General features: G+C 74.0%; 13 protein-coding genes. 10 read left to right on the top strand and 3 right to left on the bottom strand.

Translation table 11 applies throughout. From position 1 onward, the window contains the following. Positions 1–31: 31 nt before the first annotated feature. Genes HLA93_RS16265 through dapF form a run of 3 tightly spaced genes read left to right on the top strand, consistent with a single transcriptional unit; the run spans position 32 to position 2558 of the window. Positions 32–724, top strand: coding sequence for a hypothetical protein (locus HLA93_RS16265; protein ID WP_222195457.1), 693 nt, complete (start codon positions 32–34; stop codon positions 722–724). Continuing rightward, positions 721–1659, top strand: a complete 939-nt coding sequence (gene miaA, locus HLA93_RS16260; RefSeq protein ID WP_222195456.1) for a tRNA (adenosine(37)-N6)-dimethylallyltransferase MiaA — start codon at positions 721–723, stop codon at positions 1657–1659. Before HLA93_RS16265 ends, miaA begins: the two co-directional genes overlap by 4 nt. After that, complete coding sequence (gene dapF, locus HLA93_RS16255) at positions 1656–2558, top strand: diaminopimelate epimerase (protein ID WP_222195455.1); 903 nt, start codon at positions 1656–1658, stop codon at positions 2556–2558. The genes miaA and dapF overlap by 4 nt, the downstream gene beginning before the upstream one ends. Positions 2559–2563: 5 nt before the next feature. Here dapF and HLA93_RS16250 read toward each other — a convergent pair whose 3' ends face one another. Continuing rightward, positions 2564–2764: a hypothetical protein gene (locus tag HLA93_RS16250; protein WP_222195454.1), complete on the bottom strand. Its 201-nt coding sequence runs from the start codon at positions 2762–2764 to the stop codon at positions 2564–2566. A gap of 73 nt (positions 2765–2837) precedes the next feature. After that, positions 2838–4169, bottom strand: a complete 1332-nt coding sequence (locus HLA93_RS16245) for an MFS transporter (RefSeq protein ID WP_222195453.1) — start codon at positions 4167–4169, stop codon at positions 2838–2840. A gap of 70 nt (positions 4170–4239) precedes the next feature. On the opposite strand from HLA93_RS16245, the gene HLA93_RS16240 reads away from it, so the two are divergent. From HLA93_RS16240 to HLA93_RS16225, 4 genes are all read left to right on the top strand, one after another. Then, the gene (locus HLA93_RS16240) at positions 4240–4779 is read left to right on the top strand and encodes an ArsR/SmtB family transcription factor (protein WP_222195452.1); all 540 of its coding nucleotides are present in this window, start codon (positions 4240–4242) and stop codon (positions 4777–4779) included. Between the two features lie 79 nt (positions 4780–4858). Then, positions 4859–6358, top strand: a complete 1500-nt coding sequence (hflX, locus tag HLA93_RS16235) for a GTPase HflX (protein ID WP_222195451.1) — start codon at positions 4859–4861, stop codon at positions 6356–6358. A gap of 107 nt (positions 6359–6465) precedes the next feature. Then, positions 6466–7203 (top strand): phosphatase PAP2 family protein, encoded by a 738-nt coding sequence (locus HLA93_RS16230; protein ID WP_308128180.1) that lies wholly within the window; start codon positions 6466–6468, stop codon positions 7201–7203. 16 nt (positions 7204–7219) lie between these two features. After that, positions 7220–8242 carry a hypothetical protein gene (locus tag HLA93_RS16225; RefSeq protein ID WP_308128179.1) on the top strand — a complete coding sequence of 341 codons (1023 nt, stop codon included), beginning with the start codon at positions 7220–7222 and terminating at the stop codon, positions 8240–8242. An 82-nt stretch (positions 8243–8324) separates the two neighbouring features. Here HLA93_RS16225 and lexA read toward each other — a convergent pair whose 3' ends face one another. Then, positions 8325–9122, bottom strand: coding sequence for a transcriptional repressor LexA (gene lexA / locus HLA93_RS16220; protein ID WP_222195450.1), 798 nt, complete (start codon positions 9120–9122; stop codon positions 8325–8327). Between the two features lie 581 nt (positions 9123–9703). Between lexA and HLA93_RS22105 the strand changes: the two genes are divergently transcribed. The 3 genes from HLA93_RS22105 to HLA93_RS16205 all read left to right on the top strand — a co-directional run bounded on the left by HLA93_RS22105 (position 9704) and on the right by HLA93_RS16205 (position 13856). Then, positions 9704–10024, top strand: a complete 321-nt coding sequence (locus HLA93_RS22105; RefSeq protein ID WP_222195449.1) for a LysM peptidoglycan-binding domain-containing protein — start codon at positions 9704–9706, stop codon at positions 10022–10024. 280 nt (positions 10025–10304) lie between these two features. Next, a complete protein-coding gene (gene nrdR, locus HLA93_RS16210; protein WP_222195448.1) occupies positions 10305–10856 on the top strand; it encodes a transcriptional regulator NrdR in 552 nt (183 codons plus the stop codon). Positions 10857–10958: 102 nt separating this feature from the next. Then, positions 10959–13856, top strand: coding sequence for a vitamin B12-dependent ribonucleotide reductase (locus HLA93_RS16205; RefSeq protein WP_222195447.1), 2898 nt, complete (start codon positions 10959–10961; stop codon positions 13854–13856). The last annotated feature ends 79 nt before the right edge of the window (positions 13857–13935 follow it).

Here is a 13935-nt window from a genome sequence, read left to right as displayed (position 1 = left end):
CTCCCACGATGCATCCGCGACACTCCCTGGCGTGAGACCTCTTCGTCCGGTGACGGTCGCCTTCTGTCCGCAGACGCCGTTGCTGCTGCCCACGGTGGCCGGTGCGCCGGGGTACGCCCTGTCGGTGCTGCGGGCCGCCGTCCTCGGCGCGGTGCAGACGTTGCTGGCCGACGAGCCGGAGGTGGTGGTCGTCGTCGGGGACGGTGCCGGCGGGGTGCGGTTCGGCCCCGGGGACGCCGGGGACCTGCGCGGCTTCGGAGTCGACCTCGAGGTGCCCTTCGCCGGGTGGGCGCGCCCGGGTGGCCGCCGCGTGCCGCTGCCGCACCTGGTCGGAGCCTGGCTGTTGGAGAACGCCGGCCACACCGGTGTGCGGTTGGGGGTGGGCCCCGACGACCTCGCGTCGGCGCTGGCCGACGTGCCCGGCCCGGTCGGGGTGCTGGCCATGGGCGACGGCTCGGCGCGCCGTGGGGGGAAGGCCCCCGGGGCGCTGGACCCGGCGGCGGCACCGTTCGACGCCGCGGTCGCCGCGGCGCTCGCCGCCGGTGACCCGGCGGCCCTCGCCGCCCTGGACCCCGCGGTGGGTGAGCGGCTGCTGGCGGCGGGTGTCCCGGTCTGGCGGGCGGTGGGGGCGGCGCTGGCGGGCCAGGCGCCGCGCGCCCAGCTCCGGCACGACGACGCGCCCTTCGGCGTGGCGTACCCGGTCGCCACCTGGCAGGTGCGGTGAGCGGCGGGCCGCCGGTGGTGGCGGTGGTCGGCCCCACCGCCACCGGGAAGACCGCGCTCGCCGTGGCGCTGGCCCACCGGCTGGCCGACCAGGGCGTCGGTGCGGAGGTGGTCAACGCCGACTCGATGCAGCTCTACCGCGGCATGGACATCGGCACCGCCAAGCCCACCGTGGCCGAACGGGACGGCGTGCCGCACCACCTGCTCGACCTGTGGCACGTCCGCGAGCCCGCCTCGGTGGCGGAGTACCGGCAGCGCGCCCGGGCCGAGGTGGACCGGTTGCGCGCCGCCGGCGTCGTCCCGCTGCTGGTCGGCGGGTCGGGGCTGTACGTGCGCGCGGTGCTGGACGAGCTGGACTTCCCCGGCACCGACCCGGTGGTCCGTGCGCGGCTGACCGACGAGCTGGCCACCGAGGGCGCTGCGGTGCTGCACGCCCGGCTCGCGGAGCTCGACCCGGCCGCCGCGACGGCGATCCTGCCCAGCAACGGACGGCGGGTGGTGCGGGCGCTGGAGGTGATCGAGCTGACCGGGCAGCCCTTCACCGCCCGGCTGCCTGAGCCCACCGCGCACTACCCGGCGGTGACCGTCGGGCTGGACCGCGAGCCGGCCGAGCTGGACGAGCGGGTCGCCCGCCGGGTCGACGCGATGTGGGCCGCCGGGTTCGTGGAGGAGGTGTCGGCGCTGGACGCCGACGGCCTGCGGGAGGGGCCCACCGCCTCCCGGGCGCTGGGCTACGCCCAGGTGCTCCAGCAGTTCGACGGGCAGCTGTCGGCCGCCGAGGCACGGGAGCGCACGGTCAGCACCACCCGGCGGTTCGTCCGGCGCCAGCGCTCCTGGTTCCGCCGGGACACCGCGACCACCTGGTTCGACGCCGCTCGCCCCGACCTGGTCGACGCGGTGGGGGCGCTGCTCGCCGACCGTACGATCGAGCTGTGATCGACAGCGACGGCGGCCCGCGGGTCCTCCTGGGGCACGGCACGCAGAACGACTTCGTCGTGCTCCCCGACCCGGACGGCTCGGTCTGGCCGGAGGCCCGGCTGGACTCCGACCTGGTCCGCCGGCTCTGCGACCGCCGGGCCGGGCTCGGCGGGGACGGCGTGCTGCGCGTCGTCCCGAGCCGGCTGGTGCCCGACGCCCCGGCCGTGCTGGGCGAGGCGCTGGGGCAGTGCGAGTGGTTCATGGACCACCGCAACGCCGACGGCTCGCACGCAGAGATGTGCGGCAACGGGATCCGGCTGTTCCTGCACGTCCTGCTGGCCGAGGGGCTGCTGGACCGGTCGGCCGCCGAGGCGGGGGTCCTGGTCGGCACCCGGGGTGGCCCGCGGCGGGTGGGCGCGCGCCCCGAGGGCGGCTACTGGGTCGACATGGGCCCCGCGCGGCCGCTGGGGCCCAGTGCTGCGCAGATCGCCGGCCGGTCGTTCCCGGGCGTGGGCGTGTCGATGGGCAACCCGCACCTGGTCTGCCTGACCGACGTCGAGATCGACACGCTCGACCTGTCCGTGCTGCCCGGCGTCGACGCGGCGATGTTCCCCGACGGGGTCAACGTCGAGGTGGTCAACGTGCTGGCCGCCGAGGACGCGCCGGCCGGGGCGTGCGCGCACGTGCGGCTGCGGGTGTACGAGCGCGGGGTGGGGGAGACCCGGTCCTGCGGCACCGGCGCCTGCGCGGCCGCCTCCGCGGCATTGGCGGCCGGTGGCCGGACCGCCGGGACCGTCGCGGTGGACGTCCCGGGCGGCCGGCTGTCGGTGGAGTTCGACGGCGCGACGACCGTGCTGTCCGGCCCGGCCGTCGTCGTCGCCACCGGCGTGCTCACCTCGGAGTGGCTCGCCGGCTGACCCGGTCAGGTCCGGTCGGGTTCGTCCGCGCGGGTCTCGGGCGAGTCGGTCGGGGCCTCGGGCTTGTCGCCGGGGCCCACGTTGCCGGTGCCCCGGGGGGCGCCCCGCCCGGTGTCCTGGTCGGCGCCGCCGAAGACGTTGCGCGGCGGGTCCAGGCCGGCCGGGTCGCGGCCGGGGTCGTCGATCTCCTGCTCAGGGCTGGTCATCGTCGTCCTCTCGAGCGGTGGGACTGGTCCCGCCGCCCTACCCGGCGTCCGGCTGGTCAACCGGTCGGCGGGTTCAGCCGGCCCGCTCGGGGTCGGTGCCGGCCGTGGGCGTGCGGGCCTCGGGCAGCGACGTCGCGTCGACCGCGCCCGGGTCGGTGGGGACCGGGTCGTCGAGGCCGTCGGGGAGTTCACGCAGGTGCAGCAGGGGGCTGAACACGACCCAGCCGGCCGCGAGCAGCTGGCCGGCCACGGCGATCCACAGCGTCGGCAGCACGCCGACCCAGGTGCCGAGCACGCCGCCGAGCAGCCCGCCCAGCGGCATCGTGCCGAAGACGAGGAACCGCACCGAGGCGTTCATCCGGCCCAGCAGCGCCGGCGGGCAGAGCCGCTGCCGGAAGCTCACCTGGGTGACGTTGTAGACCACGACCGCCCAGCTGAACCCGAGCTGGCCCAGCGTCAGCAGCACCAGCGGAGCGCCGACGGCGGCGAGCGGGGTGAGCGCGGTGAACGGCAGCGCCACCAGGATCGCCAACGGGATGGCCCGGCCCTCGCCGACCCGCCGGGCGAAGCGCGCCGCCGTCGCCGCGCCGACCAGCCCGCCCACCGCGCCGGCGGAGAAGACCAGGCCCAGCGTGCTCTCCGACAGCTCGAGCTCGCGCAGCGCGTAGAGCACCAGCAGCGTGGTGGTGATCGAGGAGAACAGGTTGGAGGTGCCGGTGCAGGCCACGATCCGGCGCAGCAGCGGCTGCCGGACGACGAAGGACAGGCCCTCGGCGATCTCGGCGCGCAGCGACCGGCGGCCGGCCCGGTCGGGGACCACGTCGGGCCGGCGGATCCGGCCGAGGAAGAACGCCGACAGCAGGAAGGACGCCGCGTCCAGGGCGATCAGGAACGGGGCGCCCATCACCCGCAGCAGCACCCCGGTGACGCCGGGACCGGCGACCTGGGCGACCGCGCGGCTGGCCTCGAGCTTGCCGTTGCCGTCGACGAGCTGGTCCCGGTCGACCAGTGCGGGCAGGTAGCTCTGGTAGGCGACGTCGAAGAAGACCGTCGCGGCGCCGGTGAGCGCGGCGACGACGAAGAGCTGGCCCAGGCTCAGCACGTCGAGCAGGTAGGCCACCGGCAGCGTGGCCAGCAACGCCGCGCGCACCAGGTCGGCGGTGACCAGCACCCGCTTGCGCCGCCACCGGTCCACCCAGGCGCCGGCCGGCAGCCCGATGAGCAGGAAGGCCGCCGTCTCCAGCGCGGTGAGGAAGCCCATCTCCAGCGGCGTCGCGTCCAGCAGCGAGACCGCCAGGACGGGGAGGGCGAGCAGGGTCACCTGGGTGCCGACCTGGCTGACCGTCTCGGCGGCCCAGAGCTGGCGGAAGTCGCGGTGCCGCAGCAGGCTCCGGTCGGTCGTCACCGGGCGAGCCTCCCGCCAGCGATTGAGAGATGTCAATCACTGCACGGCGCGTCGTCCTAGGCTGGCCGGGATGACCGAGCAGCCCGCGCCCGAGCCCGTCGGGCGGATCTCGGGCGAGCGCCGGCCGGCCACCGACGCCGAGGCGCGGGCCCTGGCCTCCGCCGTCCGGATCCGGATCCTCCGCCTGTGCCTGGACGAAGCGCTGACCAACAAGCAGATCGCCGAGCGGCTGGACCGCAACCCGGCGAGCGTGCTGCACCACGTGCGCACGCTGGTGGACACCGGCTTCCTGGTCGCCGAGGGCGCCCGGCGCGGCACCCGCGGCGCGCGGGAGGTGCCCTACCGGGCGACCGGCAAGAGCTGGCTGATGGACCTCGAGGGCCGACCCGCCCCGGCGCGGGACCCGATGCTGGCCGCGTTCCTCGCCGAGGTCGCGGCGGTGGGGGAGCAGCGGCTGTCCAGCAGCCGGCTCGGGCTCCGGCTGGGCGCAGGGGACCTGGCCGAGTTCCGCCGCCGGCTCTACGGGCTGCTCGACGAGTACGCCCGGCTGCCAGCCGACCCGGACGGCGAGAAGTGGTCGGTCTACCTCGGGATGCACCCGGACCCCTGATGCGTTGTACCCGGCGATGACAACAGCTCGCACCACAAGTCAGTCGCCCTCCGCGGAGAGGCATGTCACGCTGGACCCGATGACGACAGCCCAGAACCGCTCGGTCCTCGACGAGGCCGAGGCCCGGGTCGACAAGGCCGCGCGCGCCCGCGCCGCCGGAGCCCGGCCCGCGCCGGCCGGCCAGTGGGACGCCCCCGACGACACCACCGGCTCCTACGTCCGGGAGGAGCGCGGCGCCCTGCGGCGCGTCGCCGGGCTCTCCACCGAGCTCACCGACGTCACCGAGGTCGAGTACCGGCAGCTGCGCCTGGAGCGCGTCGTCCTGGTCGGGGTCTGGACCGAGGGCACCGCGGCCGACGCGGAGCGTTCGCTGGCCGAGCTCGCCGCCCTCGCCGAGACGGCCGGCTCGCAGGTCCTCGACGCGCTGATGCAGCGCCGCGACAAGCCGGACCCGGCCACCTACGTCGGGTCGGGCAAGGCCGCCGAGCTCCGCGACGTCGTCGCCGCCACCGGCGCCGACACCGTGATCTGCGACGGGGAGCTCGCTCCTGGCCAGCTCAACCAGCTGGAGAAGATCCTCAAGGTCAAGGTGGTCGACCGGACCGCGCTGATCCTGGACATCTTCGCCCAGCACGCCACCAGCCGGGAGGGCAAGGCCCAGGTCGAGCTCGCCCAGATGCAGTACATGCTGCCGCGGCTGCGCGGCTGGGGTGAGTCGCTGAGCCGGCAGGCCGGTGGCCGCGTCGCCGGCGGTGGCGGGATCGGTACCCGTGGCCCGGGTGAGACCAAGATCGAGACCGACCGGCGCCGGATCCGGTCGCGGGTGAGCAAGCTGCGCAAGGAGATCGCCGGCATGGCGACCGCCCGGACGACGCAGCGCAACTCCCGCGACCGCAACGCCACGCCGAGCGTGGCGATCGCCGGCTACACCAACGCCGGGAAGTCCAGCCTGCTCAACCAGCTCACCGACGCCGGGGTGCTGGTGCAGGACGCGCTGTTCGCCACCCTGGACCCCACCGTCCGGCGGGCGCAGACCCCGGAGGGCCGGGAGTTCACGATGACCGACACCGTCGGCTTCGTGCGGCACCTGCCCCACCAGCTGGTCGACGCCTTCCGCTCCACGCTCGAGGAGGTCGCCGCCGCCGACCTGCTCCTGCACGTGGTCGACGGCTCCGACCCCGACCCGCTGGGCCAGATCGACGCGGTGCGCGTCGTGCTCCAGGAGATCGACGCCCGGTCGGTGCCCGAGCTGATCGTGGTCAACAAGATCGACGCGATGAGCGAGGACGACGTGCTCGCGCTGCGCCAGGCACTGCCGGGGGCGGCCTGGGTCTCGGCCCGGACCGGCGAGGGCATCGAGGCGCTGCGTGACGTGGTCGCCCAGCGCCTGCCGCACCCGCACATCGACGTCGACGTCCTCGTCCCCTACGACCGGGGTGACCTGGTCTCCCGGGTGCACCAGGACGGCGAGGTCATCGAGGAGCGGCACGAGGCCGAGGGCACCCGGCTCACCGCGCGCGTGGACGCCGGGCTGGCCGCCCAGCTCGGGGACTTCGCCGCACCGGTCGCCGGCGTCTGAACGAGGACCCCGCTGCCCTCCACCGCTCGGGCGATGGGCTCGGGCAGCGGGGCCGCGGGACGGCCTGGCGGATCACGGAGAGGTCACGGTCCCGGTACCGTGACGCGGTGACCAGGGGAGCGGTGGACCAGTCGTCCCCGGCGGCAGGCCCCCCGTCGGCGCCGTCGCCCCCGGGGATCGGCATCGGACGCCCGCCCTGGTGGGTGCTGGTGCTCGCCGCTCTGGTCACCGTCGTGGTCACGATCGACCTGCTCAGCCGGGGCTGGCTGGAACGGATGGACCTGCGGGTCTCCGAGGTGGTCAGCGACTGGGACCTGCGGAACTCCGACGCCTACTGGCTGGTCTGGGCGTTCACCCAGGCCGGCGGGCGCGGGTTCATCCTCATCGTGCTGGCCGGTCTCGTCGGGTGGTTGGCCGTCCGGCAGCGGACACTGGTTCCGCTGGCCCGGGTGGTCATGGCGCTGGTGCTGCTGACCACCGTGGTCTACGCGTTCAAGTGGGGCACCGGTCGCACGGCGCCGGCGTTCCCCGGCTCCTTCTTCCACCGCGACGGCGCCAGCTACCCCTCCGGCCACGTGGCCAACGCGGTGCTCATGTGGGGCGTGGCCCGCTGGCAGGCGGTGGAGTTCTCCCTGCCCGCCCCGGTGCAGCGTGCCGCCTGGCTGCTCAGCATCGCGGGGCCGGTGGTGACCGGAGTGGCCATGGTGGCGCTGGACTTCCACTGGGTCACCGACGCGGTCGTCGGCCTGGCCGTGGGGCTGCTGCTCTTGGGCGTGGTTCATGCACTCGACGCGGTCACGGTGTCACGCTGGGTCCGTGCCAGGGCGGGCCGAAGGCAGGCGTAGCCGGACCGGTCGCCGCGTGCGGCCCTCCGGTCTGCTGGCCTGCGCGCCGCTCGGCGTGCTCGTGGCCCTCCTGCCGGCCGCCCCGGCCGCTGCGGAGGACGCCGCTCCCTACGGCACCCCCAGCACCCGCTGCGAGATCACCGACCCGCGGCTGCCGGAGCTCTCCGGCCTGGCCGGTGCCGGCGAGACCATGCTCGCGATGAACGACGGCGGTGACCAGGCCGAGGTGTTCGTGCTCGGCGGGGACTGCGCGGTCGCCGAGGTGCGCACCGCGGCCGTCGACCCCTACGACCCCGAGGACCTGGCCCTCGCCGCGGACGGCACGCTCTGGCTGGCCGACATCGGGGACAACGCCGGCGAGCGGGCCACCGTGGCGCTGATCGGCATCCGGCCCGACGGCAGCAGCACGCTGACCCGGCTCACCTATCCCGACGGCGCGCACGACGCCGAGGCACTGCTGATGGCCCCCGACGGGACGCCGTACCTGGTCACCAAGGAGGTGCTGGGGGCCAGCTCGGTCTACCGGCCCGACGCACCCCTCGCCGACGGGGCGACCGTGCCGATGAGCCGGGTCCTGGGGCTGGGCTTCACGCTGACCGGCACCCCGGGTGGCCCGGTCGGACGGGCGGGTCAGTTGCTGGTCACCGGCGGCGCGGTCTCCGCGGACGGCCAGCGGATCGCGTTGCGCACCTACACCGACGCCTACGTGTGGCCGCTGTCCGGCTCCGACGTGGTCGGCGCGCTGGGTGGGACCCCGGTGCGGGTGCCACTGCCCGAGGCGCCCCAGGGCGAGGCGATCGCCTTCGCGGCCAACGACCGTGACCTGCTGGTCGCGAGCGAGGGGCTCCCCTCGGTGGTCACCCTCGTGCCGGCGGGCGGGGACCTCTCCGTCGCGCCAGCCAGCGCCCCCGCGGACGCCGCTGCGGGCCCGGGCGGGGACACCCGCCGCGTCGCACCGGTGACGGCCGGCCTCATCGCGGCCGGCGTCGCCACGGTGCTGGTCTGGCTGGGTGGCAAGCTGCGTCGTCGCCCCGCCTGAGCCGTCCTGACGGGCCACGCCCTGCGCTCCCGGCGGGGACCGGGCCGCCTCGTGCCCGAGTGGCCCGGCCCCCGCGTCGGGGTCAGACCCGGCGGAGCACCGTGACGACCCGGCCCAGCACCGTGGCGTCGTCACCGGGGATCGGCTCGTAGGCGTCGTTGTGCGGCAGCAGCCACACGTGGCCGTCGCGGCGCTTGTAGGTCTTCACCGTGGCCTCGCCGTCGATCATGGCCGCGACGATCTCGCCGTTCTCCGCGGTGGGCTGCTGGCGCACGACGACCCAGTCGCCGTCGCAGATCGCCGCGTCCACCATCGAGTCACCGGCCACCTTGAGCATGAAGAGGGTGCCCTCGCCGACCAGCTCCCGCGGCAGCGGGAACACGTCCTCCACCGCCTGCTCGGCCAGCACCGGGCCACCGGCGGCGATCCGGCCGACCAGGGGTACGTAGGTGGGGCGGGGGGTCGAGGCCTCGTCGAGGTCGCTGCCGGCCCCGGCGCCGGCCATGGCGGCCGGGTCGGCGGCCGGTGCGCCGGTGGCGTCGCCGGGCAGCCGGACGTCGAGGGCGCGCGGCCGGTTCGGGTCGCGACGGAGCCAGCCCTTGCGCTGCAGGACCGACAGCTGGTGGGCCACCGAGGAGGCCGAGGACAGGCCGACGGCCTCGCCGATCTCCCGGACCGAGGGCGGGTAGCCGCGCCGCTCGATGGAGTCGCGGATGACCTCGAGCACCCGGCGCTGCCGCTGGGTGAGGCCGTCGCCGGCCTCCCCGCGGTCGGGGAACTCGCGGACCGCCGCGCCACCTGCGGCGGCGGTGTCCTCCGTGGCGCGCTTGCGCCGGGAGGAGCCCGTGCCGCCGTCTGCTGTCGGGCCGTCGGCCGCCATGTGTCCTCCTCGTCCGGCTGCCGGGGCAGCGTCTCCGGGTGCCTGTCGACCGGGGCGCCCGGCCGCCGGACCAGCGGCTGGGTGGGGCGGCCCCGTGTCGATCGCAGGTGCACCGTAGCGGGTTGCACCGGTGTAGTTCAAACAGGTGTTCGAAGAAATCCGGTGTCGAGGGGTGGATCTGTCACCGGCGTGCGGTAGACATCGCACAGACGTTCGAGTCGAACAGGCGTTCGAGTGCGGGTGCTCATCCGCGAGCGCACATCGCCTGGTCCCGCGGTCGTCGTCCCGTCCGGCACAGTCAGACAGCAGGAGCGTCCCCGATGGTCAGCCCGCAGCGCAGCCTCACCACCCCCACCCAGGCGCCGTCCCGGCCGGGTCCGGTCCGGCCTGCCTCGGCCCGTCCGGCACCGGTGCGTGCCGCCGGGCTCCGGGGTTCGCAGCCCGTCGCGCCGGCCGTCGTCCGCCGCGACCCGGTCAGGCCGGGTGGTCGGCCGTTCCGGACCGACGGGGTCGCCGCCGGCCGTCCGGTCCGGGGAGGGTGTGGGCGCGAGGGGTCCGGCGCCGTCGGTCGAGGTGTGGGGGTGCGCCCGCCGTACGAGCACGCTCCCGCGCCCCTGCGGCTGACCGAGCGTGGTCGGCGTGTGGTCGCCGGGCTGTCGGTCGCCATCGGCCTCTCGATCGCGGCGGCCACCGTGGTCGTCGTCGAGCTCGGTGGCGACCACGGTGGTCTCCGGCTGGCCGGGTCCTCGACCGTCGTCGTGCAGTCGGGGGACACGTTGTGGTCCATCGCCCGGGACGTGGCGCCGGAGGAGGACCCCCGGGCGGTGGTCGACGCGATCGTGGAGCTCAACGGGCTCGACAGCGTCGGCCTGCTGCCCGGCGCGGAGCTGCAGCTGCCCTGACCTGCCCGGTCGCGTCGCGACGGGGCGTCGGTCGCAGGCTCCCGAGCCTGGTGCGGGCGGGGCTGGCGCGACGGAGGAAGACGACACGCCGCCCCGGGGTTGCATACCTGTAGGGGTTGGGAGCTAACCTGACCCCAACATCTTGTGTGACAGAGATGTAGTTCCCATCCACAGGCGCTTCCCCAGGTCAGCCCCAGGACATCCACCGGATGTCCCCCGGTCGGTCCACAGGGAGCGTCGGACGGTCGCACTCGCGGCCCGCCGATCGAGGAGGTGCCCGGTGCGCTGTCCGTTCTGCCACAGCCCTGACAGTCGGGTCGTCGACTCGCGGGAGACCGACGAGGGGGCGACGACCCGTCGCCGCCGGTCCTGCCCGGTCTGCGGCCGCCGGTTCACGACCGTGGAGGAGCCGGTGCTCGCCGTCGTCAAGCGCAGCGGCGTCAGCGAGCCCTTCGACCGCAACAAGGTCATCGCCGGGGTGCGCCGGGCCTGCCAGGGCCGGCCCGTCGACGAGGCTCAGCTGGCCGTCCTCGCCGCCAAGGTCGAGGACGCCGTGCGGGCCACGGGTTCGGCCGAGGTGCCGAGCAACGAGGTCGGCCTGGCCATCCTGGGCCCGCTCCGCTACCTCGACGAGGTGGCCTACCTCCGGTTCGCCAGCGTCTACCGGTCCTTCAGCTCTGCGGCCGACTTCGAGAAGGAGATCGCCGAGCTCCGGCGGCTCCGCTACGGGGCCACCGGCCGCCCCGAGTCCGACTCCACTGACCCGGAGTCCACCGACCCCACCGACGGGGCCCCGCCCGGCGACGACGCCGGACCCGCCCCGTCCCGCTGACACCGGCGCCCGCGCCGGCAGCAGCACGACCAGCGGCTCGTGACGCCCATCGACGTCGCAGCCACCACTCGCACACGAGAACGCCTTCCAGGGGAGCACGCCTTGACCGAGACAGCCGACCGCGTCGCCACCAGCCGCAACCGCCGCACCACCGCCAAGGCCCCCACCCGGGGCAAGGGGCTGAAGGTGAAGCGCGTGTTCACCACCGCTGGTGTGCACCCCTACGACGAGGTCGCGTGGGAGCGCCGCGACGTCGTCATGACCAACTGGCGGGACGGCTCGATCAACTTCGAGCAGCGCGGGGTCGAGTTCCCGGCCGAGTGGAGCATCAACGCCACCAACATCGTCACCACCAAGTACTTCCGGGGTGCGGTCGGCAGCCCGCAGCGCGAGACCAGCCTGCGCCAGCTCATCGACCGGGTGGTGCTCACCTATGGCGCGTCCGGCCGGGAGAACGGCTACTTCGCCAGTGAGGCCGACGCCGAGGTCTTCGAGCACGAGCTGACCTGGATGCTGCTGCACCAGGTGTTCAGCTTCAACTCGCCCGTCTGGTTCAACGTCGGCACCTCGTCCCCGCAGCAGGTCAGCGCCTGCTTCATCCTCGCGGTCGACGACACGATGGACTCGATCCTGAACTGGTACCGGGAAGAGGGCCTGATCTTCAAGGGCGGCTCCGGCGCCGGCCTCAACCTCTCCCGCATCCGCTCCTCCAAGGAGCTGCTCTCCTCCGGTGGCACCGCCTCCGGTCCGGTCTCCTTCATGCGTGGCGCCGACGCCTCCGCCGGCACCATCAAGTCCGGTGGCGCCACCCGCCGCGCGGCGAAGATGGTCGTCCTCGACATCGACCACCCCGACATCGAGGAGTTCATCGAGACCAAGGCGCGCGAGGAGGACAAGATCCGCGCGCTGCGGGACGCCGGGTACGACATGGACCTCGGTGGCAAGGACATCACCAGCGTCCAGTACCAGAACGCCAACAACTCCGTCCGGGTCAACGACGAGTTCATGCGCGCGGTCGAGAACGGCACGGAGTTCGGCCTGCGCGCCCGCTCCGACGGCTCGGTGATCGAAACCGTCGACGCCCGGGAGCTGTTCGGCAAGGTCACCAAGGCCGCCTGGGAGTGCGCCGACCCGGGCATCCAGTACGACGACACGATCAACGACTGGCACACCAACCCCGAGACCGGGCGGATCAACGCGTCCAACCCCTGCTCGGAGTACATGAGCCTGGACAACAGCTCGTGCAACCTGGCGTCGCTGAACCTCATGAAGTTCCTCAAGGACGACGGCACGTTCGACTCCAAGAACTTCGTGAAGGCCGTCGAGCTGATCATCACCGCGATGGACATCTCCATCTGCTTCGCCGACTTCCCGACCGCCCCGATCGGTGAGACCACCCGGGCCTACCGGCAGCTGGGCATCGGCTACGCCAACCTCGGCGCGATGCTGATGGCCACCGGCCACGCCTACGACTCCCGGGGCGGTCAGACGCTGGCCGCGGCGATCACCTCGCTGATGACCGGCACCGCCTACCGCCGCTCGGCCGAGCTGGCCGGCGTCGTCGGCGCCTACGAGGGCTTCGCCCGCAACGCCGACGCCCACGCCCGGGTCATGCGCAAGCACGCCGCGGCCAACGACGCCATCCGCCCCGTCGGCGCCGACGACGCCGACGTGCTCAAGGTCGCCACCCAGCAGTGGCAGGACTGCCTGGCCATCGGCGCCGACAACGGCTGGCGCAACGCGCAGGCCTCGGTGCTGGCCCCCACCGGCACCATCGGCTTCATGATGGACTGCGACACCACCGGCATCGAGCCGGACTTCTCGCTGGTCAAGTTCAAGAAGCTGGTCGGCGGCGGCTCGATGCAGATCGTCAACCAGACGGTCCCGCGGGCACTGAAGAGCCTGGGTTACCAGGAGGAGCAGGTCGAGGCGATCGTCGAGTACATCGCCGAGCACGGGCACGTCGTCGACGCCCCGAGCCTGCGCCCCGAGCACTACGAGGTGTTCGACTGCGCGATGGGCGAGCGCTCCATCTCCCCGATGGGCCACGTCCGGATGATGGCCGCGGTGCAGCCGTTCATCTCCGGCGCGATCAGCAAGACGGTCAACATGCCGGAGTCGGCGACCGTCGAGGAGGTCGCGGACATCTACTTCCAGGGCTGGAAGATGGGCATCAAGGCCCTGGCCATCTACCGCGACAACTGCAAGGTCGGCCAGCCGCTGTCCGGCGGCAAGGGCAAGAACGACGGCACCAAGGCCGAGGCCACCGTCGAGGAGACCGCCCCGGCCGCCACCGCCCTGGCGCACCCGGTGCGCAAGCGCCTGCCGAAGAAGCGGACCAGCGTCACCACGTCCTTCAGCGTCGCCGGCGCCGAGGGCTACATGACCGCCGGCATGTACGAGGACGGCAGCCTCGGTGAGGTCTTCCTCAAGCTGGGCAAGCAGGGCTCGACCCTGGCCGGTGTGATGGACGCCTTCTCGATCGGGATCTCCCTGGCCCTGCAGCACGGGGTGCCGCTGGAGACCTACATCCAGAAGTTCACCAACATGCGGTTCGAGCCGGCCGGCATGACCGACGACCCGGACATCCGGATCGCCCAGTCGGTGATGGACTACATCTTCCGTCGCCTGGCACTGGACCACCTGCCGGTGGAGACCCGGGCCAACCTGGGCATCTTCTCCGCCGAGGAGCGCGCGGCGCAGGTGTCCGGCTCCTACGGCAGCACCACGGCCTCGACCCCCGCGGTCACCGAGGAGGAGGACGTCGACCTGGAGCAGCTGCGCGGCTCCGCGCCGATCGAGACCGCCAAGGTGGAGGAGAAGGTCACCCCGGCCGGCCCGAAGTCGGTGAAGGAGGCCCACTCCTCGGCCGAGCTGCTGGAGCTGGTCACCGGCACCGCCACCGACGCCCCGCTGTGCATGACCTGCGGGACGAAGATGCGCCCGGCCGGCAGCTGCTACGTCTGCGAGGGCTGCGGCTCCACCAGCGGCTGCAGCTGACGCAGGCGGCCACGGCGTCCGGGTGGGCAGCTGACCTGGACTCGCTGGCCTGAGTGCCCGGTCTCACTGGCCCGGTCCC

The sequence above is a fragment of the Modestobacter italicus genome, assembly GCF_019799965.1.
GTDB lineage: Bacteria > Actinomycetota > Actinomycetes > Mycobacteriales > Geodermatophilaceae > Modestobacter > Modestobacter italicus_A.
The sequence above is the reverse complement of the archived record's forward strand: the minus strand, read 5'-3'. Positions and strand labels throughout refer to the sequence as shown.